Below are 20,987 nucleotides of genomic sequence, written 5' to 3'. Positions count from 1 at the left end.
ATCCGTCAGGTGCCCGCCTCCACATCCGGACAGCCGCAGACGCAGCTTCTCGCGGTCGGCGCCCGCGCGGTCCTCCTCGCGCTGGTCGCCGCTCTGACCCTGTTCGCCACCCGCGACCCCGCCCAGCTCTGGTGGATCGTCCTGCTCGGCCTCGCCGGGCTGCCCGCCGTGCTCGCCCCGCAACACCGGCTGCTCGCCCCGATCAGCCGCTTCGCCGAGGTGGTGGTGCTCGGGCTGGCGGCCAGCCAGGTCGCCGCCGACACCCAGCTCACCGGCGTCACCGACGGGCTGGGCGCCTCCGCGGTGCTGCCGTACCTCGCGGTGCCGGTCACCGTGACCGCGCTGCGCCGCCGGTTCCGCGAGGGTGCCGCGCTGCTCGCGGTGGCGGCGGCGACGCTGCTGGCCAGCGCCGCGTTCACCGAGATCGGCGGCGAGCCGCAGCTCGGCCAGGTCGGCTACCTGGCGGTCTGTGCCCAGTGGCTGATCCTGGCCGGCCTCGGCCTCTACACCGCCGGCACGCTCCAGCGGGTGATGCGGGTCCGCGGCGAGGGCAAACCCCAGCCGTACGCGGAGGCCACCCGTCTGCTGACCCAGCTGCGGACGGTCGCCCGCCAACTGCCCGGCGCCACCCTGGACCCCGGCGGCATCTCCGAGCACCTGCTGGAGGAGCTTCGGGTGGTCGCGAAGACCGACCGCGGCGCGGTGCTCTCCGCCAGCGGCGGCGGCCGGCTGGTGGTGCTCGCCCAGATCGGCGCGGACCGGGTCGACTGGGAGACCACGCTCGACGCCGACTCGGCCATCGCCGACGCCTGGGCCAGCCAGCAGCCGACCGTCTCGGCCCGCTCGCAGGCCCGGTCCCGGCACTCCGGCGAGGTGTCGGCGCTGATCGTGCCACTGGTCGCGGGCGTGCGCACGGTCGGCCTGGTGGTGATCGAGGCGGACACCGGCGCCGCGTACCCGCCGCCGGTGGTGTCCCGGGTGACCGCGCTCACCGGCCCGGCGGCGCTGCGGCTGGAGGCCGCGCTGCTCTTCGACGAGGTGCGTTCGCTGGCCACCAACGAGGAGCGGCAGCGCCTGGCCCGGGAGATCCACGACGGGGTGGCCCAGGAGCTGGTCATGGTCGGCTACGGCATCGACAACGCGCTGGCCACCGTGCACGACGACACGGAGGAGACCGCCGACTCGCTGCGCACGCTGCGCCAGGAGGTCACCCGGGTGATCCAGGAGCTGCGGCTCAGCCTGTTCGAGCTGCGCAGCGAGGTGGACCGGCACGGCGGCCTAGCCGCCGCCATCGCCGAGTACGCCCGCACCGTCGGCGCCTCCGGCGGCCTGCGGGTGAACCTGTCGCTGGACGAGTCCACCGCCCGGCTCCCCGCCGCCACCGAGGCCGAGTTGCTGCGCATCGCCCAGGAGGCGGTGACCAACGCGCGCAAGCACGCCGGCGCCTCGAACCTCTGGGTCACGTGTGAGGTGGATCCCCCGTACGCCCGGATCGAAGTGTCGGATGACGGTCACGGCATCGGTGACCAGCGCCCCGAGGGGCACTATGGTCTTGCGATCATGGCGGAGAGGGCGGAACGTATCCGAGGCCGGTTGGAGATCAGGCCGCGGCAACCCAGCGGCACAACCGTGGCGGTGGTACTCGGCTCGTCGCCCCGGCGCGATAAGGTGCGCGGCAGCGCCGCAGCAGCAGAAGGGGAGTAACCCGAGGATGACCACCAGCCCGACACCGGCCACCCGGACCAAGGTTCTCCTTGTCGACGACCACGACCTGATCCGCAAGGGTCTGCGACACGCCTTCGAGCGGGACCGGCAGTTCGAGGTCGTGGGTGAGGCCGCCACCGCCGCGGAGGGTGTGCGCCAGGCCGGCGCGCTCCAGCCCGACGTGGTGATCATGGACCTGCGACTGCCCGACGGCAGCGGCCTCGAGGCCACCCGCGCGTTGCGCAAGTCCAGCGCCTCGATGGGCATCGTCGTGCTCACCATGTATGCCGGCGACGACCAGCTCTTCGGCGCCCTGGAGGCGGGGGCGAGCGCGTTCGTGCCGAAGACCGCCCCGGCCGACGAGGTGGTGGCCGCCGCCCGGCACGCCGCCTCCTCCCCCAGCGCGTTCACCGCGGCCGACCTGGCCGAGGCGATGAAGCGCCGGCTGGCCCCGTCCGGCCCGCAGCTCTCCCCGCGTGAGGGCCAGGTGCTGCGGCTGCTCGCCGACGGCATGAGCGTGGCCGGCATCGCCAAGCAGCTCTTCGTCAGCGAGTCGACCGCCAAGACCCACATCTCCAAGCTCTACGAGAAGCTGGGCGCGGCCAACCGGGCCCAGGCGCTGATGACCGCGCTGCGGTTGGGGCTGCTGGAGGCCCCGGACGCGCCGAAGTTCTGACGTCCGCCGCCGGAGAGGCCCGAGTCCGTACGCCGGACGCGGGCCTCTCCGGCATTCCGGGCGGACGTGACCGCGCACGGTGAGCGGCCGGACGCGCAGCGACGGTGGTCTTTGCACCACGGCGGCGGGCGGGCAGAATACCCGGGTGATCCGCGCGGCGGTGGGGCCGCGAGTCGCCGACACCCAAGGGGCAGGGACATGCAGCGGCCGGACTGGGCACCCGAGACGATCGACATCGAGCGCCCGAGCGTCGCCCGCATGTACGACTACTACCTGGGCGGGTCGCACAACTTCGCGGCCGACCGGGCCGCCGCCCGGGCGATGGTGGAGGCGGTGCCGGAGGCCCCGCTGATGGCGCAGGCCAACCGGGCCTTCCTCCGTCGGGCGGTGCACTACCTGGCCGAGGCCGGCGTGCGTCAGTTCCTGGACATCGGCTCCGGCATCCCCACCGTGGGCAACGTGCACGAGATCGCCCAGCGGATCGACCCGGAGTCGCGGGTGGTCTACGTCGACGTGGACCCGGTGGCCGTGGCGCACAGCCAGGAGATCCTGGCCGGCAACGAGCGGGCCGTGGTGGTCCAGGAGGACCTGCGCCGCCCGGAGGCGATCCTGCGCCATCCGGACGTCACCCGGCTGCTCGACTTCTCCGAACCGGTCGCGGTGATGATCGTGGCGGTGCTGCACTTCGTCCCGGACTCCGACCGGCCGGAGGAGATCCTGCGGACGCTGCGCGCGGCGCTGACGCCGGGCAGCCACCTGGTGCTCTCCCAGGCCAGCGACGACGGCCGCGACGACACCGGGGAACGGGCCGAGGCGGAACGCGTCTACCGGCGCACCGACAGCCAGTTGTTCATCCGCGGCCGGGCCGAGCTGACCGCGCTCTTCGACGGCTTCGAGCTGGTCGACCCGGGCGTGGTGTGGGTGCCGCAGTGGCGGCCGGACGCGCCGGACCAGGCGGAGAACGCCGAACGGGCGGTCTTCATGGGTGGGGTCGGGCGGCTCGGTGCCTGACGACGTGGCCACACCGGCGGGGCGCCGTCCCGGCGTCTTCGCCCGGGCCTGGGCCAAGGCGGTCTCCGGGACCAGCTACCTGCCGATGACCCAGGCCCAGCTGGAAGAGGTGCTGCAACGGCTCACCGACCGGTTGGCGCAGGCGCTGCGCGCCGACCCGTTCGACCTGCGCATCGGCCAGCAGGTGGGCGCCGAGCTGGTGCAGTCGCACATCGCCTCGGCCGAGGGGCTGGGCCGCACCGTCGAGGTGATCCAGCTCCGGCTGGTACGCGACCTCGACCTGGTGGTCGACGACGTCGAGGACCGGATGGCCCGGCTGCTCGCCACGGTCGCCACCGGGTACGCGCGGGCGCTGCGCGACCGCACGCTCGACGAGCAGGAGTCCATCCGCCGCGCCGCGATGATGGCCCGGGCACACGCCGAACGGGCGCTGCGCGACAGCGAGGCCCGATTCCGGCACCAGGCGACCCACGACCCGCTGACCGACCTGCCGAACCGCACGCTGTTCACCGAGCGGCTGACCGCCGCGATCACCACGCCGGGCCGGGGTGCCGACCGGGTCGGGGTCTGCTTCCTCGACCTGGACCGGTTCAAGGTGGTCAACGACTCCCTCGGCCACCAGGTCGGCGACTCGCTGCTGGTCGCGGTGGCGCAGCGGCTGCGCCGGGCGCTCGGCGAGCACCTGGTGGCCCGCCTCGGCGGCGACGAGTTCGTGATCCTGGTCGAGCGCACCGCCGGCACCGACGACGCGGTCAAGGTCGCCGAGGCGGCACTGGACGCGGTACGCGAGCCGGCACTGGTCGACGGGCACGAGCTGACGGTGTCGGCCAGCATCGGCATCGTCGAGCGGCCGGTCTCCGGCACCTCGCCGATGGAGCTGATGCGCGCGGCGGACAGCACGCTGCACTGGGCGAAGGCCGCCGGCGGGGCCCGCTGGTCGCTGTTCGACCCCGACCGCAACCGCCGGGAGCTGGCCCGCTACGCGCTCTCCGCGGCCATCCCGGCCGCGCTGGACCGGGGCGAGTTCTACCTCGACTACCAGCCGCTGACGTCGCTGCGCGACGGCCGGGTGCTCGGCATGGAGGCGCTGGTGCGCTGGCGGCACCCGGAGCTGGGCGTGCTCCGGCCGGACAGCTTCATCCCGCTGGCCGAGGAGACCGGCCTGATCGTCCGGCTCGGCAGCTGGGTGCTTGCCGAGGCGTGCCGGGAGGCGGGCACCTGGTCGACGACGGACGCGGACGCCCCGTTCGTCAGCGTCAACCTGGCCGTACGCCAACTGCACCGCCCCGACCTCGTGCCCGAGGTGCGGGGCGTGCTCGGGCGCACCGGGTTGGCCCCGGACCGGCTGCAACTGGAGATCACCGAGAGCACCATGATGAGCACCGTGGTCGAGCCGGTCCGGGCCCTGCGGGTGCTGGGCGACCTCGGCGTCCGGGTGGCCATCGACGACTTCGGCACCGGCTACTGCAACCTGGCCTACCTGCGGGACCTGCCGGTCAACGAGATGAAGGTGGCCGGCGAGTTCGTCACCGGGTTGCGCGCGCCGGCCGGTGACCCGGGCGGCCGCACCGACGAGCGGATCCTCGCCTCGCTGGTCTCGCTGGCGCACGCGCTCGACCTCACCGTCACCGCCGAGGGGGTGGAGACGGCCCACCAGGCGGAGCGGCTGCGCGCCATCGGCTGCGACGCCGGGCAGGGCTGGCACTTCGGCCGCCCCGGCCCGGCCCGGCAGCACCTCACCCACGCGCCTGCGGCGTAAGGCGGGGCCCTTCTCAACGCCTTCGATAGAGGAGGGGCCCCTTGTCAACGCCCGGGGCCGGGCGGGCGAGGGCACGGCGCCGCCGCGCGGAGCACGGGTGGGGTCAGCTCGGGAAGCGGCGGGTGTCCGCCCCGTCCAGATAGGCCAGCACGGCCAGCACCCGCCGGTTGTCGTCGCCGGACGGCGGCATCCGCAGCTTGCTGAAGATGCTGTTGATGTGCTTGTCGACGGCCTTCTCGGTGACGAACAGCCGGGCGGCCACCGCCGCGTTCGACCGGCCCTCGGCCATCAGGCCGAGCACCTCGCGCTCCCGCGCGGTCAGCTCGGCCAGCGGCCCGGCGCCGTCGCGGCGGGCCAGCAACTGGGCCACCACCTCCGGGTCCATCACGGTGCCGCCGGCGGCGACCCGGCGCACCGCGTCGACGAACTGGTCCACGTGGGACACCCGGTCCTTGAGCAGGTAGCCCACCCCGCCCCGCCGGTCGGCCAGGAGCTCACGAGCGTAGAGCTGCTCGACGTGCTGGGACAGCACCAGCACCGGAAGCCCGGGCAGCTCGACGCGGGCCCGCACGGCCGCCTGCAACCCCTCGTCGGTGAACGTCGGCGGCAGCCGTACGTCGATCACCGCGACGTCCGGCCGGTGCGCGGTCAGCGCGGGCAGGACGGACGGTCCGTTGTCGACGGCCGCCACCACCTGGCAGTCGAACGCCTCGAGGATCCGGGTCAGCCCGTCCCGGAGGAGGGCGAGATCCTCGGCGATGACAACGCGCACGGCAGCTCCATGCTGATGACGGTGGGCCCACCGGCCGGACTGGTCACCGCCATCGTCCCATCGAACGCGGCCAGCCGGCGTCCCGTCCCGGCCAACCCGCCGCCCGCCGACGGCGCCGCCCCGCCCCGGCCGTCGTCGCCGACCACGGCGGTCAGCCGCCCGGCGGCGTGCCGCAGCTCCACCCAGGCCCGGGTCGCCCCACTGTGCTTGCCGACGTTGGCCAGCGCCTCGGCGACCGCGAAGTAGACGGCCGACTCGACCGGGGCCGCCGGCCGGCCCGGCAGGTCGACGGTGACCTCCACCGGCAGCGGCACGGCCAGCGCCAGCGCCCGTACCGCGCCGGGCAGGCCGCGCTCGGCGAGCACCGGCGGATGGATGCCGCGGACCAGCCCCCGCAGCTCGGCCAGGGCCTGACCGCTGGTCTCCCGGGCCTCGGCGAGCAGCCGGCGGACCGCCTCCGGGTCGTCGCGGACCAGTTGCTCGGCCAGCCCGATGCTCATGCTCAGCGCGACCAGCCGGGCCTGCGCCCCGTCGTGCAGGTCCCGTTCGATCCGGCGCAGCTCGGCGGCCTGCGCGTCCACCGCCTCGGCGCGGGTGACGGTGAGCTGGCGCACCCGCAACGCCAGCTCGGCGCCGCGGGTCGGGGGCAGGAGGAGACCGGCGAACGTCTCGTGCAGCCGGACCGGCCAGCGTCCGGCGATCAGGCCGCCGGCCGCCAGCAGCGCACCGATCGGGAAGCAGAGCAGGGCCTCGAAGGTGGTGTCGAGCGGCCAGAACGGACCGTAGCCGTAGTCGACGCCGGCGGTGTGCAGTATCAGCGGCAGCCCGATCAGCCCCTCCAGCCCGTACATCGGGAGGGCGAGCGGGGCCAGGCAGAGCGCGCCGGTGATCGCGCCCGGCAGCAACCAGGCCAGGTCCCGCCAGGTCGCCGGGTCGCCCACCACCCAGCGGAACCGCCGCCAGGTGCCGAACCGGGCGCCGGCCGGGGCCGGAAGGTAGGGCGTGGCCATCGCGACGCCGCCCCACCGGGCCAGCCGGCGGTGCAGCCCGACGCAGAACCGGACCGCGACGGTGACCACCGGGAAGAGGGCGAACCCGACGCCGAACGCCGGGATCAGCGCCAGCGCGACCAGCGACAGCACGAACAGGGCCACGTGCGTGGCCAGCGACAGCAGCGCGATCAGCAGCCCCCGGGCGGCGGTCACCGCGGCGGGCCGCAGCAGTACGCCCACCGATGCGTCCACGAGCCCCATTCTCCGGCATCACCGCCGGAGTTCCGGTGGTGCTGGCACCACTCGTGGCGGCATGGTCAGAGGCGCCGGTCAGCCGGCGAGCAGGGTGGCCATCCGCTGGGCCTGGGTCTCCCAGCGCCACTCCCGCTCGACCCAGGCGCGGCCGGCGGCACCGAACTGCCGGGCCAGGTCCCGGTCGGCGAGCAGGGTGGCCACCCGGTCGGCGAGCTGGGCGACGTCCCGGCCACCGACCACGTACCCGGTCTCGCCCTCGCGGACCGCGTCCGGCGCGCCGCCGGAGTCGCCGGCCACCACCGGCAGGCCGGTCGCGCTCGCCTCCAGGTAGACGATGCCGAGACCCTCGACGTCCAGGCCACGGTTGCGGGTGCGACAGGGCATCGCGTAGACGTCGCCGGCCGCGTAGTGCGCCGGCAGCTCGGAAGCGGGCACCGAGCCGGTGAAGACCACCTCCCGCTCCACCCCGGCCTGCCGGGCCACCTTCTCCAGCGTCGCCCGGTAGGGCCCGCCACCGACCACCAGCAGCGCCGCGTCCGGCACCCGGCGGCGGATCTCGGGCAGCGCCCGGATCAGCGTGTCCTGGCCCTTGCGCGGCACCAGCCGCGACACGCACACCACCACCGGCCGGTCGGCGAGCCCGAGACGCTGCCGGACCCGCTCGCCGTCGACGTCCGGGTGGTAGGTGTCCACGTCCACCCCGGGGGCCAGCCGGCGCAACTCGGTCAGCCCGTCCAGCGCCCGGGCCAGCCGGACCCGGGTGTACTCGCCGAGGTAGGTGGTGACGTCCAGGCCCCGGCCGATCCGGCGCAGCGCCGACCGGGCGCCGGGCAGCGCCGCCCAGCCGACCTCGTGTCCGTGGGTCAACGCCACCGCCCGGCGGATCCCGGCCCGCCGACGCAGCCCCGGCGCGAGCAACCCCAGCGGGGCCGCCGCGCCGAACCACACCGTGTCGCAGTCGTACGCCCGGGCCAGCCGGGCCGCCCGGCGGGCCACCAGCGGGGTGGGCAGCAGCACCTTGGTGCGTTCCCGCACCACCTCGTACGGCTGGTCGGCGTCGAACTTCTCCGCCCCCCGCCAGCTCGACGCGTAGACCACCACCGAGCCGGGCGGCTGGCGGACCGCGAGGTTGTGCACGAAGGACTGGATGCCACCGGGACGCGGCGGGAAGTCGTTCGTGATCAGCAAGGTGCGGCTCATCGGCCGGACTCCCTGGCGTAGGCGCGGGCGGCGGCCATCCGCTCCACGGTGGACGGGTGGGACGCCGACCACAGGTATTCCCAGCGCGGCGGATCGGGATCGGCCAGGTTCACCCCGGCCAGCCGGCGCTGCATCGCCTCGAAGGTCGCCGGGTCGCGGGTGAGCGCCAGCGCGTGCGCGTCGGCCCGGGCCTCCACCCGGCGGGAGACCAGCGCCTGCACCGGCGTGGCGACCAGACCGGCCACCGTCACCAGCGCGATCAGCAGCGGGAACGCCCTCGGTTGGGCGATCGAGTCGACGCCGGCCAACCGCAGCAGCGGCGCCCAGGAGCCGACCAGGTAGAGGGCCACCACCGCGGCGGCCGCGCCGAGCGCGCCGATCAGCGTGCCGGTCCACACGTCGCGGTCCTTGGCGTGGCCCAGCTCGTGCGCGACCACGCTTGTCACCTCCGCCGGTTCGGCCTCGCGCAGCAGGGTGTCGTAGACGACCACCCGCCGGGTGGGCCCGAGCCCGGAGACGTAGGCGTTGACCGCGCGGGTGCGCCGGGACGCGTCGGCGACCAGCACGTCGCGGACCGGGACGCCGTCCCGGGCGGCCATGGTGGTCAGCTCGGTGCGCAGCGGACCGGGCTCCATCGGGGTGAACCTGTTGAACACCGGCTCGACCAGCACCGGCAGCACGAACGACAGCACCACCACGAGCACGGCGGCGCCGGCCGCGCCGAACGCCCACCACCAGCGCGGGGCGAGCCGGACCACGGCGTAGAAACCGAGCAGGACCAACGCGCCGATGACCGCGCTGACCGCGTACGACTTGAGCAGGTCGACCGCCCAGCCACCCCAACCCTGGGTGCTCAGCCCGTAGCGCACCAGCACGGTGCGCCGCCAGGCCGAGAAGGGCAGCGTGAGCAGGTCGGCGAGGAACATGACGCCCAGCCCGCCGAGCACGGCCTGGGCGATCCAGTGCCCGCCGAACGGCCGGCCGGCCAGCTCGACCAGGCGCCCGCCCAGCGGGGTGAGGCCGAGCAGCAGCGCCACCACCAGCCCGAGCGCGAGCGCCGACCAGCCGGCCGGGCGCAGCGCGCCGTGGAAGGCCCGCCCGCGGGCCACCTGCTCGGCCGGGAGCGCGCGCAGCGCGGCGAGCTGGTCGACGCGGGGTGCCGGCGGACGGCTCCACGGCACCAGCAGCGCCACGGCCACGACCAGCGCCACCGCCAGCGCGGCCAGGGTCAGCAGCGCCCAGGCGCGCGGGCTCACCGCCCCACCCCGCCCGCGCGACCCGTCCGCGTCATGCCGCTCCCTCCCGCCATGACCGCCCATCCTATTGCCCGTCGGCGGCGGATCCGCTCCGGTGCCCGAGCGGACCCGGACGGACCCGGTGGCGCGGGTGGAATCAGGCGACCCGGCGGCGCGGGTGGAATCAGGCGACCCGGCGGCGGGTGGCTCGGCGGGGTGCGGGGGCGGGGACGGGCGCGGTGGCCGGCGCCAGCACCTCCACGTCGAAGCCGGCCCGGGCGAACACCTCGATCGCCCGGTGCTCGGCCGGGCCCAGGTCGGCCGCCGGCGAGTCGGGGTCGAGCAGCGCGGTCACCAGGCACCCGGAGCAGCCGGCGCCGCGGATGCCGCAGCCGTCGCAGTCGATGAGCATGAACGCCTCCTGACGCGGTCGCCGGTGGCGGTCGGGGAAGGGACCACCACCGTCGGTCACCGGAAGGCTATGCGGCGGGTACGACAGAACCGGACAACGAGGCAGCACCCACCCCGAAAACGATCATCACGGCACAGGCGGGTCAGGAGCGGGCGAGCCGGCGCAGCAGCGAGTCGGCACCCAGCGGGTACGCGCCGTGCCGGCGCACCCCGTCGGCGACCTCGCGGTCGGACGAGACCACCACCACCGGCCGCCCGGCCGGTTCGGCCCGGACCAGCCGCCGGATCAGCTCGTCCGCGGTCTCCCCCTTGCGGGAGAAGAGCACCCGCACCCCGCGCGGCGCGGGCGGCAGGCCGTGGATCCGCTCGGCGCCGTCGAAGACCACGGTGACCTCGTCGCCGGTCTGCGCGGCGATCCCGCCCAACCCGGTGATCAGCCGTTTGCGCTGCTGCTCCAGCGACATCTCGCCGAAGCCGCGCTTGGTGACGTTGTAGCCGTCCACCACCAGGTGCGCCCGCGGCAGGGCGAGGAGCTGGTCGAGCCGGGCCGGGTCGTCGGTGTCGCGGGCGCGCGTCGCCGCGCCGGCCGGCGCGGTGCCCGGCTGGTCGGCGAACGCCTCGGCGACGAAGTCGGCCGGCAGCACGTCCACCGGGTCGAGGGCCAACTCCCGGCGCAGGCCGACGGCGGCCTGGCCGATCGTCTCCAGCAGCAGCCACAGCCGGGCGTCGTCGACCGAACGGGCCTCCTTGGCGCTGGCCCGGGCCACCCCGGCGGCGGCCTCCGCCTCGGCCAGCCGGGCCCGGGCGCGGCGCAGCTCGGCGTCCGCGTCGGCCGCCGCGCGGGCCGCCCGGCCCCGCTCGGTCGCCAGCAGTTCGGTGGCCTTGCGCTCGCGGGCCTGGGTCTCCCGCAGGGTACGGGCCAGCTGGCGGGCCTCCTCGCGGAGCTGCCCCAGCTCCTCCCGGACCCGGGCCAGCTCGTCGCGGAGCTTCTCCGCCTCGACCCGGGCCACCGCCCGGTCGTGCTCGGCGCGGGTGGCCCGCTGTTCGGCCTCGCGGACCAGCTCGGCCACGACCGCGCTGTCCGCCTCGGCGCGGACCGCCTCGCCGCTGGCCTCGATCAGCTCCCGCCAGCCCCGGGGCCGGGCCAGGTAGGCCAGGGCGGCCACCTCGACCGGGTCGGCAGCGGCCGGCGCGGTGCCCTCCACCACCGCCGCGCCGAGGTCGCCGGCGTCGGCCAGCACCCGGGCGGTGACCCGCTGTCGGAACAGCGGGTCGGCGGTGAGCTGCGCGGCGATCACCGGCGCGCCGAGCCGGGCCCGGCGGTTGGGGGCGAACTTGGCGACCCGACGCAGCGGCACCGGCACCTCGTCGCCGGGCAGTCCCGGCAGCACCGCCGCGGTCAGCGCGACGATCCGCTGACGCACCGGCTCGGGGAGCGTGGGCTCGGGCTCGACGACCGCGGGGTCCTCGCCGGCCTCGGGCGCACCGACCACCGGCTCCTCCGCGGAGGGGCGGTCGTCGTGCGGCTCGGCGAGGGGCATGTGCCAAGTCTCCCACCCCGAACGGGCCCACCACCCGGTGAGTGAGCCGATCTCTCATCGTACCCCCGTGGTAACGGCGGGACCGGAGTGACGGGAGTGTCGGACCGTGCCGTTACCGTCCCGCGGGTGACGGGAACGGAGTACGTCCAGGAGGCCCTGGCCGGTCTGGACGGGGCGGCCGGTGGCGGCGTCGACCTCGCCCTGCCGCTCTACGCGACCACCTTCGTCGTGGTCGACCTGGAGACCACCGGCGGCGCGCCGGACGGCGGCGGGATCACCGAGATCGGCGCGGTCAAGGTCCGGGGCGGCGAGGAGCTGGGCGTGCTCGCCACACTGGTCAACCCGGGCGTGCCGATCCCGCCGTTCATCACCGTGCTGACCGGCATCACCCAGGCCATGCTGCTGCCCGCCCCACCGATCGAGCAGGTGCTGCCGAGCTTCCTGGAGTTCCTCACCGACGCCGTGCTGGTCGCCCACAACGCCCCCTACGACGTGGGCTTCCTCAAGGCCGCCTGCGCCCGGCACGGCTACCCCTGGCCCAACCCGCGGGTGCTGGACACCGCCGCGCTGGCCCGGCGGGTGCTCACCCGCGACGAGGTGCCCAACCGGAAGCTGGGCACGCTCGCCGCCTACTTCCGCACCGCCACCCAACCCAACCACCGGGCGCTGGACGACGCCAAGGCCACTGTCGACGTGCTGCACGGGCTGATCGGCCGCCTGGGCGGGCACCGCGTCGACACCGTCGGCGAGGCGATCGAGTTCGCCCGCGCGGTCACCCCGACCCAGCGCCGCAAGCGGCACCTCGCCGACGGGCTGCCGAAGGTCCCGGGCGTCTACATCTTCCGGGCCGCCGACGACCGGCCGCTCTACGTCGGCACCTCCGGCGACATCGCCACCCGGGTGCGCAGCTACTTCACCGCCGCCGAGAAGCGGGCCCGGATCTCCGAGATGCTGGCCGCCGCCGAGCGGGTGGAGGCGGTCGAGTGCGCCCACTCGCTGGAGGCCGAGGTCCGCGAGCTGCGGCTGATCGCCGCGCACGCCCCGCCGTACAATCGCCGGTCGAAATATCCGGAGCGCCAGGTCTGGCTCAAGCTCACCGACGAGGCCTACCCCCGGCTGTCGGTCGTGCGCGGCCTCGGGCCCGCCGACACCGCCTACCTCGGCCCGTTCCGGTCCAAGCAGGCCGCCGAGCTGGCCGCCGCCGGCTTCCACGACGCGGTGCCGTTGCGCCAGTGCACCCACCGGCTCTCCCGGCGCACCACCATGCCGGCGTGCGCGCTGGCCGAGCTGGGTCGCTGCCCGGCGCCCTGCGAACACCGGATCACCCCCGAGGAGTACGAGCTGCACGCCGCCACCCCGTTCCGTACCGCCACCCGCGACGACCCCGCGGTGGTGGTCGACGCCCTGCTCGCCCGGATCGAGGTGCTCTCCGCGGCCCACCGCTACGAGGAGGCCGCGGTGGTCCGGGGGCGGCTGGCCGCGGTGCTGCGCGCGGCGGTCCGGATGCAGCGCCTGACCGCGCTGACCGGCATCGCCGAGCTGGCCGCCGCCCGCCCGGCCGCGCGGGGCGGGTGGGAGCTGGCCCTGGTCCGGCACGGCCGGCTGGCCGGGGCGGGGGTGTCCCCGCCGGGCGTCCACCCTCGACCGACCATCGCGGCGATCCGGGCCACGGCCGAGACGGTGCTGCCCGGGCACGGTCCGGTGCCGGCCGCCACCGCCGAGGAGACCGAGCGGATCCTGTCCTGGTTGGAGCGGGACGAGACCCGGTTGGTCGAGACGACCGCCGGATGGGCGTCCCCGGTGGCCGGCGCGGGGCGCTTCCGTGACCTGCTGGCCAAGGCCGAGAACGGCGGATCCCACCGATTCTCGACCGAACGCTCATGACCAAGTGTCCGATCGGACTACGTCGGCTCCCTTAGGCTGTTGAAGGAGTGCAGTCCTGCCCGATTCGCGGGCCTGCTCCCGGTCGCCGGTCCCCGGCGGCCGAGAGCCGGGGTGAGGAGGTGTCCCAGGTGGACGTCGACGCCGGACACGGCGCCGCCCTGGGCGGCTCCCTTCCGACCCAGGGCGAGTTGCCGCTCACCCGCCGACTGCGCTCCCTGCTCACCTGGCCCGCCGCCGACGGCGACCCGGTCACCGCCCTGGTCCGCGCGCACCGGGGCATCCATCCCAGCGCCGACGCGTCGGTGCTGCGCCGGGCCTACACGATCGCGGAGAACATGCACCGCGGCCAGTTCCGCAAGAGCGGTGAGCCCTACATCACCCACCCGTTCGCGGTCGCACAGATCTGCGCCGACCTCGGCATGGACACCATCACGCTGGTCGCCGCGCTGCTGCACGACACCGTGGAGGACACCCGCTACACGCTCCAGGCCCTCCAGGAGGATTTCGGCCGCGAGGTGGCCCACCTGGTCGACGGCGTGACCAAGTTCGACAAGGCGTTCTACGGCAAGGCCGCCGAGGCGGAGACCGTCCGAAAGATGATCGTGGCGGCCGGCAAGGACGTCCGGGTGCTGGTCATCAAGCTGGCCGACCGGCTGCACAACATGCGCACGCTCGGGGTCCGCTCGGCCGCCTCGCGGGAACGGATCGCCCGCAAGACGCTGGAGGTGCTGGTCCCGCTCTGCGACCGGCTGGGCATCCAGACCCTCAAACGCGAGCTGGACGATGTGGTGCTGCTGCACCTGCAACCCGAGGAGCACGCGCGCATCGCCCGGTTCGTGCACGACCGGCCGGGCTGGGACGCCTACCTGGCCGACGTGGTGGCCCGCACCCGGGCGGCGCTGCGCCGCAGCCGGGTGGACGCCGAGGTCTCCCCCCGGCCGCGGCACCTCTACTCGATCTGGAAGGACACCGTCGCCGGCGACCACGCCGCCCCGTTCGACCTGCCCCGCATCGCCATCGTGGTGGACGGCCCGCCGACCGACTGCTATGCCGCGCTGGGCGCGGTGCACGGGCTCTGGCGGCCGGTGCCGGGCCGTTTCAAGGACTTCATCGCCTCACCGAAGAACAACCTCTACCGGTCGCTGCACACCAGCGTCTGCGGCCCGCAGGACCGCACCGTGGAGGTGCTGATCCGCACCACCGAGATGCACCGCGACGCGGAATACGGCGTGGCCGCCCACTACCGCTTCCCCCGGGCCGCCGGCCGCGCGGAGGAGCTGGCCTGGCTGCGCCGGGTGCTCGACTGGGAGCAGGAGACGGTCGACCCGACCCAGTTCATGGCGTCGCTGCGCTGCGACCTGGCGGAGGCGCAGATCCAGGTGGTCGCCGACGGCCGGCAGGTGGTGCTGCCGGCCGGAGCCACCCCGGTCGACCTCGCCTACGAGCTGGGCACCGAACGCGGCGACCACTGTCTCGCCACCCGGATCAACGGCCGGTTGGCCCCGCTCTCCTCCGAGCTGGAGGAGGGCGACGTGGTGGAGATCTTCACCGAGAGCGACGCGGAGAGCGGCTTCGAGGTCGACGTGGCCCCGCGCGGGCCGCGCCGGGAGTGGCTGGGGTTCGTCAAGTCCCCGCACGCCCAGATGCAGATCAACCGGTGGTTCGCCGAGCACACCGAGCCGGGCATCTCGATCGCCGACAAGGTGCGGCTGGGCCGGGCCTCGATCGGCCTGGCGCTGCGCAAGCACGACCGGGGGCTGGCCAGCGACCTGCCGCTGCTGCGGCTCTCCGAGGAGCTGGGCTATCCCGACCTGGAGACACTGCTGGTGGCGGTCTTCGACCGCTCGGTCGAGCCCGACACGGTGGTGCAGCAGTTGATCGACCTGGTCGACCACCGGCAGTAGGCGAAGGGCGTCCGCCCGCGGCCCCCGGGCGGCCACTAGCCTGGACGCATGATCCCCCGCGCGCGTGCCACCGGACGGGCCCTCGGCTACCGGCTGTTCTACCGGCTCCCGGTCCCGATGCGACGGCGACTGGTCCGGCTCGCCGTGCCGAAGTACATCGTGGGCGCGGTGACGCTGGTGCGGGACGCGGAGGCCGGCGGCGCGGGCCGGATCCTGCTGCTGCGCCAGCCCCCCGGCCACAGCTGGAGCCTCCCGGCCGGCCTGCTGCAACGCGGCGAGGCGCCGGTGGTCGGCGCGGCCCGGGAGCTGTACGAGGAGTCCGGCGTCCGGCTCTCCCCCGACCGGCTCCGCCCGGCCGTGCCGAACGCGGTCGTGCACGCCAAGGGCTGGGTGGACGTGGTCTTCGAGGCGGACGTGCCGGCGTCGCGCACCGAGCTGAAGGTGGACGGGGCCGAGGTGTTCGAGGCCGCCTGGCACCCGCTCGACGACCTGCCCCGACTCAGTCGCGCCACCGCCAACCTGCTGGCCCATTACGGCATCGGCCCCCGCGCCGGCGAGGTCCCGCCGGCGGCGCCGCCGGCCTCGTGACCACCCTCGGTTCGCGCACCCCGCCCGCGGGCGGCCCGACGGCCGGCGGCAGCGCGGTGAACCGCTCCCCCGTCGGCGACCCGGTGGCGGACGGCCCGGTGGCGGGTGACCGGCCCGGGGACGGCCACGCGACGGTTGACCGGCCCGGGGACGGCCACGCGACGGGCGGCGGGTCGCCGACGGGCGTCGAGGTGTGCGCGGTGGTGCTGGCGGCGGGCGAGGGCACCCGGCTGCGGCCGTTGACCGAGCGGGTGCCGAAGGCGCTCTGCCCGGTCGGCAACGTGCCGCTGCTGGACCGGGCGCTGGCCCGGCTGGCCGGGCTCGGGCTGACCGGCCCGGGCCGGGTCGCGGTGAACGCCTGTTACCTGGGCGAGCAGGTGGTGGCCCACGTGGGCGGTCGGGCGCACCTGTCGGTCGAGCCGGGCGATCCGCTGGGCACCGCGGGCGGCGTGGGACGGCTGCGGGACTGGATCGGCGGGCGGGGCGTGCTGGTGGGCAACGCCGACGCGTACCTCGCCGACCCGGCGGCGCCGCCGGGCGCGGACGTGGCCGCGCTCCTCGACGGCTGGGACGGGCGGAGCGTACGCCTGCTCGGCCAGCCGGCGGACGACCTGGCCGCCCCCGGCACCTTCGCCGGCCACCACTTCGTCGGGTTCTCGCTGCTGCCCTGGCGGCTGGTCCGCGACCTGCCGGCCACCTTCGGCGACCTGGTCCGGGCGGTGTGGCGGCCGGCGGAGGCGGCCGGCGCGCTCACCGTGGTCCCCTACCGGGGCACCTTCTTCGACACCGGCACGCCGGCCGACTACCTGGCCGCGAACCTGCACGCCGCCGGCCCGGACGGGCTGGTCGACCCGTCCGCCGAGGTGGCCGGGTCGGTCACCCGCTCGGTGGTCGGCGCGGGCGCCCGGGTGCACGGCACGGTCGACAGGTCGGTGGTCTGGCCGGGGGCGAGCGTCGCCGCCGGGGAGCGCCTCGCCGGCGTGATCCGCGCCGGCGCCGACCTGACCGTCCCGGCGGCGCGGTGACCGCGCCGGGCAATAGCATGGGCCTCGTCGCCGACGAACGGAGAAACGTCCCGTGATCACCGCGATCGTGCTGATCGACTGCGCCACCGACTCCATCCCCGAGGTGGCCGAGACCCTGGCCAACCTGCCCGGCGTCAGCGAGGTCTACTCGGTGGCCGGGCACGTCGACCTGATCGCCATGGTCCGGGTCCGCGAGTTCGAGCAGATCGCCCAGGTCATCGCCGGCAGCATCTCCAAGGTGCCGGGCGTGCTCAACACCGAGTCGCACATCGCGTTCCGCGCCTACTCCCAGCACGACCTGGAGGAGGCGTTCGCGATCGGGCTGGCCAACGCCGACTGAGCAGGCGGGTGGCCGGCCCACCCCGGTCGGGGGCGGGCCGGCCACCGTCGGCCGTACGGGTGCGTCAGCTCTGCGCGGGCGCCGGGGTCTCCGTGGTGCCCGGAGCGGGCTCCTCGGTCCCGTTGCCGCCCGGAGCCGGCGACTCGGTGCCACCCGTCCCCGGCGACGTGGTGCCGCCCGGGCTGGGCGTGCCGCTGGCGCTGGTCTGCGGCACCGGGACGCCCAGGGTCTGCGCCAGGGCCACCAGCGCGTCATAGTGCGCCTGCAGCACCGGCAACGCGTCCTGGGCGAGCTGGACCACCGACTGCTCGGAGCCCTGCGAGATCTCCGTCTGGGTGGCCTGGATGGCCTGGACGTGGCCGGCGAGCTGCGCGGTCACCCACGCCTTGTCGAACTGGGCCCCGTTGAGGCCGTTCAACTTGTCGAGGACCTTCTGCTGGTCGGCGGTCGGGTCGGCCGGCAGCTGCACGTTGAGCTGCTGGGCGGTCGACTGCACCGTCTGGTCCAGCTGGGTGTGGTCCGTCACGAACATCTTGCCCAGGTCCTTGACCTGCTGGTTCTGGCCCTTCTGCTGGGCCAGGTTACCCGCGGTGATCTCGAACAGGTTGACCTGGTGCACCGCCTGCAGATACTGGGTGTCCTGCGTCGACGGCTGCGCCGCGGCCTGCGCCGCGGCGGCGGGCGCCAGCCCCACGACCACCAGCGCGGCCAGCAGGCCCAGGCGTTTGATTCCCCACATGCGTTCCTCCCCCATGAGACGTCGGACCGCACGGATACCCGGCTGACCGGGGTTATTCCTGCGATTCCACCCGTCCGGGGCGCCGGCGGCGGGAGCGGGAGGTGTCGAGCGGGGGCCCCGCCACCTCCGCAAGCGTCAAGCGGGGGCCGCCTTACCGGACGGGCGGGCCGGAAACGCCCGTGGCGCCCGCCGGAGGAGTCCGGCGGGCGCCACGGTCAGTCGTACCGGAGAGGTCAGCGACGGCTCTCGCCGCTGCTGATCTCCTCCCGTTCGGGTCGGGGCTCGACCGGCGGGTGCCCCGGCGAGACCGGCGCCTCGGCCGGCTTCTCGATCGGGTAGAAGAAGCCCCGGATCGCCGGGCCGAGGGCACCGAGCCGGTTCATCTTCTTCGGCACCACCCAGCCGACGTAGTCGAGCGCCGGCGCGTGGCCGTCGTGTCCGTCGGCCGACGTGAGCGGCTGGTGGACCTCGACGAACCGGCCGTCGGGCAGCCGCTTGATGATGCCGGTCTCCACACCGTGGGCCAGCACCTCCCGGTCGTGCTGCTGGAGACCCAGGCAGAGCCGGTAGGTGACGTAGTAGGCCAACGGCGGGATCACCAGCAGGCCGACCCGGCCGGCCCAGGTCATCGCGTTCAGACTGATGTGGAACTTGTCGGCGATCACGTCGTTGCCGCCGGAGAGCGTCAGCACGACGTAGAAGGCGACCGCCATGGCGCCCACCGCGGTCCGGGCCGGAACGTCCCGGGGCCGCTGGAGCAGGTTGTGGTGCTTGTAGTCCTTGAGGCGGCGCGCCTCCAGGAACGGGTACATCGTCGACAGGCCCACCAGGATGCCGGGGAGCACGACAGTCGGCCAGAACAGCGGCGGGATGACGTATCCGTTGCCGATCGGGATGTGGATCTCCCAGGCCGGCATGAGTCGGGTCGAGCCGTCCAGGAACATGACGTACCAGTCGGGCTGGCTGGCCGCCGACACCACCCACGCCTCGTAGGGGCCGAAGTACCAGATCGGGTTGATCTGGAAGAGGCCACCCATCAGCGCGACCACGCCGAAGACGACCATGAAGAAGCCGCCCTGCTTGAGCGCGTAGCGCGGGAACATCCGCTCGCCGACCACGTTGGAGTTGGTCCGGCCGGGGCCGGGCCACTGGGTGTGCTTCTGCTTGAACACCAGGCCCAGGTGCACGCTGATCAGCGCCACCAGCAGACCCGGGATGAGCAGCACGTGGGCGATGAAGAAGCGGCTGATGATGATGGTGCCGGGGAACTCCCCGGCGAAGATCGACGAGCTGACCCAGGAACCGATCACCGGAATCGACAGGATGATGCCGGAGGCGATCCGCAGACCGGTGCCGGACAGGCCGTCGTCCGGCAGCGAGTAGCCGGTGAAGCCGGCCAGGAAGCCGACCCAGAACAGCAGCGAGCCGATGATCCAGTTGGTCTCACGCGGCTTGCGGAACGCGCCGGTGAAGAAGACCCGGAGCATGTGCACCACGATCGCGGCCATGAACAGCAGGGCGGACCAGTGGTGCATCTGCCGCATGATCAGGCCGCCGCGGACGTCGAACGAGATGTCCAGGCTGGAGGCGTACGCGGCCGACATCGGGGTGCCCCGCAGCGGCGCGTAGCTGCCGTCGTAGGTCACCTCGGTCATGGCCGGCTCGTAGAAGAAGGTCAGGAACACACCGGTCAGCAGCAAGATCACGAACGAGAACAGCGCGATCTCGCCGAGCAGGAAGGACCAGTGGTCGGGGAAGACCTTGTTCAGCAGCTTGCGCAGCGGCGTGGCGACCTGGAACCGGTCGTCCACCGCCCCGGCGGTCTTGGCCGGCAGCGCGGCCGCATCGAACTTTCGGCGCTTCATGGCCGCTCCCAGAAGTCGGGACCGATGGTCTCGGTGTAGTCGGACCTCGCCACGAAGAAGCCCTCCTCGTCCACCTCGATCGGCAGCTGCGGCAGCGGCCGGTTCGCCGGGCCGAAGATCGGCTTGGCGTTGTCGGTGATGAGGAACTGGGACTGGTGGCAGGGGCAGAGCAGGCGGTTGGTCTGCTGCTCGTAGAGGCTGGCCGGGCAACCGGCGTGCGTGCAGATCTTGGAGAACGCGACGTAGTTGCCCCACATGTAGTCGCCGTGGCCCTTGCGCTCGTTGGCGGCGCGCGACTTCTGCGCGTCGTCCTCACGCAGGTGGATCAGCAGGGTCGGCGAGTCGGCGTGCTTGTTGCTGACCCCGCCCTCGATGCCCGGGAACACGGTGAGCTGGCCGCCGACGCTGACGTCGGCCGGGCGGATCGGCCGGCCGTCCTCACGGATCAGCCGGATCTTCTCACCGCCCTCGGCCGGCGCGAAGCCGGTGGTGAACATCTGGTTGTTCTTGTGCGGCTGCTCGATCAGGCCACCGATCAGCGGCGCGGCGGCGACCGCGCCGACCGGCGCCAGGCCGGCGAGCAGCGAGATGCCGAGCAGCGGCCGGCGCTTCACACCCAGCTCGTCGGCCAGGTAGAGCATGGTCTCGCCGGTGATCTTGCGATCCTCCGGGTTGTCGACCTGGTCGTGCCGGTCCTGGATCGAGACCTCCTTGGGCAGCAGCTTCTTGCCCCAGGTGAGGATGCCGAAGCCGATGCCGAGGAGAGCCAGCCCGAGGGTCACGCCGAGCAGCGGGGTGTAGAGCTTGTCGCCACCGCGACCGGGCTCCCACTGCCACGGCCACCAGATGTAGATCACCAGGAAGGCGGTGGCGAAAAGGCCGGTCAGCAGGAACATCAGGGCGACCGTACGGGTCAGCCGGCGCTCGGCCTTGCTGCCCGGGACCACCTGCTCCTCGTAGTGGACGATCTCGATGTCGTCCCGCCGGGCGCCCTCCTGGACGACGTCGAACCGGGAGAGCCGGGGGTCGTTCACGTCGACCGGCTCCCGACCCTGCTGGGCCTGGTGCTCGGTGTGGGTGCTCATG

18 protein-coding genes are annotated in these 20,987 nt (G+C 74.3%); 9 read left to right on the top strand and 9 right to left on the bottom strand.

Features of this window, described 5'->3' with window-relative positions:
* Positions 1 to 9 precede the first annotated feature (9 nt).
* The 4 genes from GA0070213_RS07220 (at position 10) to GA0070213_RS07205 (ending at position 5,150) form a co-directional block, all read left to right on the top strand.
* Positions 10 to 1,704, top strand: coding sequence for a sensor histidine kinase (locus GA0070213_RS07220; RefSeq protein WP_091059356.1), 1,695 nt, complete (start codon positions 10 to 12; stop codon positions 1,702 to 1,704).
* A 7-nt stretch (positions 1,705 to 1,711) separates the two neighbouring features.
* The gene (locus GA0070213_RS07215; RefSeq protein ID WP_007072219.1) at positions 1,712 to 2,380 is read left to right on the top strand and encodes a response regulator transcription factor; all 669 of its coding nucleotides are present in this window, start codon (positions 1,712 to 1,714) and stop codon (positions 2,378 to 2,380) included.
* 198 nt (positions 2,381 to 2,578) lie between these two features.
* Positions 2,579 to 3,391, top strand: a complete 813-nt coding sequence (locus GA0070213_RS07210) for an SAM-dependent methyltransferase (RefSeq protein ID WP_091059353.1) — start codon at positions 2,579 to 2,581, stop codon at positions 3,389 to 3,391.
* 85 nt (positions 3,392 to 3,476) lie between these two features.
* The gene (locus GA0070213_RS07205; protein WP_245716309.1) at positions 3,477 to 5,150 is read left to right on the top strand and encodes a putative bifunctional diguanylate cyclase/phosphodiesterase; all 1,674 of its coding nucleotides are present in this window, start codon (positions 3,477 to 3,479) and stop codon (positions 5,148 to 5,150) included.
* A 103-nt stretch (positions 5,151 to 5,253) separates the two neighbouring features.
* Here GA0070213_RS07205 and GA0070213_RS07200 read toward each other — a convergent pair whose 3' ends face one another.
* From GA0070213_RS07200 to GA0070213_RS07175, 6 genes are all read right to left on the bottom strand, one after another.
* Positions 5,254 to 5,922, bottom strand: a complete 669-nt coding sequence (locus GA0070213_RS07200) for a response regulator transcription factor (protein ID WP_091059350.1) — start codon at positions 5,920 to 5,922, stop codon at positions 5,254 to 5,256.
* Positions 5,874 to 7,166 (bottom strand): sensor histidine kinase, encoded by a 1,293-nt coding sequence (locus GA0070213_RS32500; protein ID WP_281182264.1) that lies wholly within the window; start codon positions 7,164 to 7,166, stop codon positions 5,874 to 5,876. The genes GA0070213_RS07200 and GA0070213_RS32500 overlap by 49 nt, the downstream gene beginning before the upstream one ends.
* Positions 7,167 to 7,244: 78 nt before the next feature.
* A complete protein-coding gene (locus GA0070213_RS07190) occupies positions 7,245 to 8,369 on the bottom strand; it encodes a glycosyltransferase family 4 protein (RefSeq protein WP_091059345.1) in 1,125 nt (374 codons plus the stop codon).
* Positions 8,366 to 9,625 carry a M48 family metallopeptidase gene (locus GA0070213_RS07185; protein WP_091059341.1) on the bottom strand — a complete coding sequence of 420 codons (1,260 nt, stop codon included), beginning with the start codon at positions 9,623 to 9,625 and terminating at the stop codon, positions 8,366 to 8,368. The genes GA0070213_RS07190 and GA0070213_RS07185 overlap by 4 nt, the downstream gene beginning before the upstream one ends.
* A gap of 163 nt (positions 9,626 to 9,788) precedes the next feature.
* A complete protein-coding gene (locus GA0070213_RS07180) occupies positions 9,789 to 10,016 on the bottom strand; it encodes a hypothetical protein (RefSeq protein ID WP_091060126.1) in 228 nt (75 codons plus the stop codon).
* A 142-nt stretch (positions 10,017 to 10,158) separates the two neighbouring features.
* On the bottom strand, positions 10,159 to 11,556 hold the full coding sequence (locus GA0070213_RS07175; RefSeq protein WP_091059339.1) for an NYN domain-containing protein: 1,398 nt from the start codon (positions 11,554 to 11,556) through the stop codon (positions 10,159 to 10,161).
* Between the two features lie 126 nt (positions 11,557 to 11,682).
* Here GA0070213_RS07175 and GA0070213_RS07170 point away from each other — a divergent pair, with 126 nt between their 5' ends.
* From GA0070213_RS07170 to GA0070213_RS07150, 5 genes are all read left to right on the top strand, one after another.
* Positions 11,683 to 13,440, top strand: a complete 1,758-nt coding sequence (locus GA0070213_RS07170) for a DEDD exonuclease domain-containing protein (protein ID WP_091059335.1) — start codon at positions 11,683 to 11,685, stop codon at positions 13,438 to 13,440.
* Positions 13,441 to 13,568: 128 nt separating this feature from the next.
* The gene (locus GA0070213_RS07165) at positions 13,569 to 15,344 is read left to right on the top strand and encodes a RelA/SpoT family protein (protein WP_091060123.1); all 1,776 of its coding nucleotides are present in this window, start codon (positions 13,569 to 13,571) and stop codon (positions 15,342 to 15,344) included.
* Between the two features lie 48 nt (positions 15,345 to 15,392).
* The gene (locus GA0070213_RS07160; RefSeq protein WP_091059332.1) at positions 15,393 to 15,932 is read left to right on the top strand and encodes an NUDIX hydrolase; all 540 of its coding nucleotides are present in this window, start codon (positions 15,393 to 15,395) and stop codon (positions 15,930 to 15,932) included.
* Between the two features lie 200 nt (positions 15,933 to 16,132).
* Positions 16,133 to 16,957: a sugar phosphate nucleotidyltransferase gene (locus GA0070213_RS07155; RefSeq protein WP_091060120.1), complete on the top strand. Its 825-nt coding sequence runs from the start codon at positions 16,133 to 16,135 to the stop codon at positions 16,955 to 16,957.
* Between the two features lie 52 nt (positions 16,958 to 17,009).
* Positions 17,010 to 17,297 carry an Lrp/AsnC family transcriptional regulator gene (locus GA0070213_RS07150; protein WP_013287689.1) on the top strand — a complete coding sequence of 96 codons (288 nt, stop codon included), beginning with the start codon at positions 17,010 to 17,012 and terminating at the stop codon, positions 17,295 to 17,297.
* Positions 17,298 to 17,361: 64 nt separating this feature from the next.
* Here the strand turns inward: GA0070213_RS07150 and GA0070213_RS07145 are convergent, their stop codons facing one another.
* The 3 genes from GA0070213_RS07145 to qcrA all read right to left on the bottom strand — a co-directional run bounded on the left by GA0070213_RS07145 (position 17,362) and on the right by qcrA (position 20,986).
* Entirely contained in the window at positions 17,362 to 18,036 is a 675-nt protein-coding gene (locus GA0070213_RS07145) for a DUF4142 domain-containing protein (protein WP_091059330.1), read from the bottom strand.
* Between the two features lie 233 nt (positions 18,037 to 18,269).
* On the bottom strand, positions 18,270 to 19,901 hold the full coding sequence (qcrB, locus tag GA0070213_RS07140) for a cytochrome bc1 complex cytochrome b subunit (RefSeq protein ID WP_091059326.1): 1,632 nt from the start codon (positions 19,899 to 19,901) through the stop codon (positions 18,270 to 18,272).
* The gene (gene qcrA, locus GA0070213_RS07135) at positions 19,898 to 20,986 is read right to left on the bottom strand and encodes a cytochrome bc1 complex Rieske iron-sulfur subunit (RefSeq protein ID WP_091059323.1); all 1,089 of its coding nucleotides are present in this window, start codon (positions 20,984 to 20,986) and stop codon (positions 19,898 to 19,900) included. Before qcrA ends, qcrB begins: the two co-directional genes overlap by 4 nt.
* Between the last annotated feature and the right edge of the window lies 1 nt (position 20,987).

Origin of the sequence: Micromonospora humi (assembly GCF_900090105.1) — a bacterium.
Lineage (GTDB): Bacteria > Actinomycetota > Actinomycetes > Mycobacteriales > Micromonosporaceae > Micromonospora > Micromonospora humi.
The sequence above is the reverse complement of the archived record's forward strand: the minus strand, read 5'-3'. Positions and strand labels throughout refer to the sequence as shown.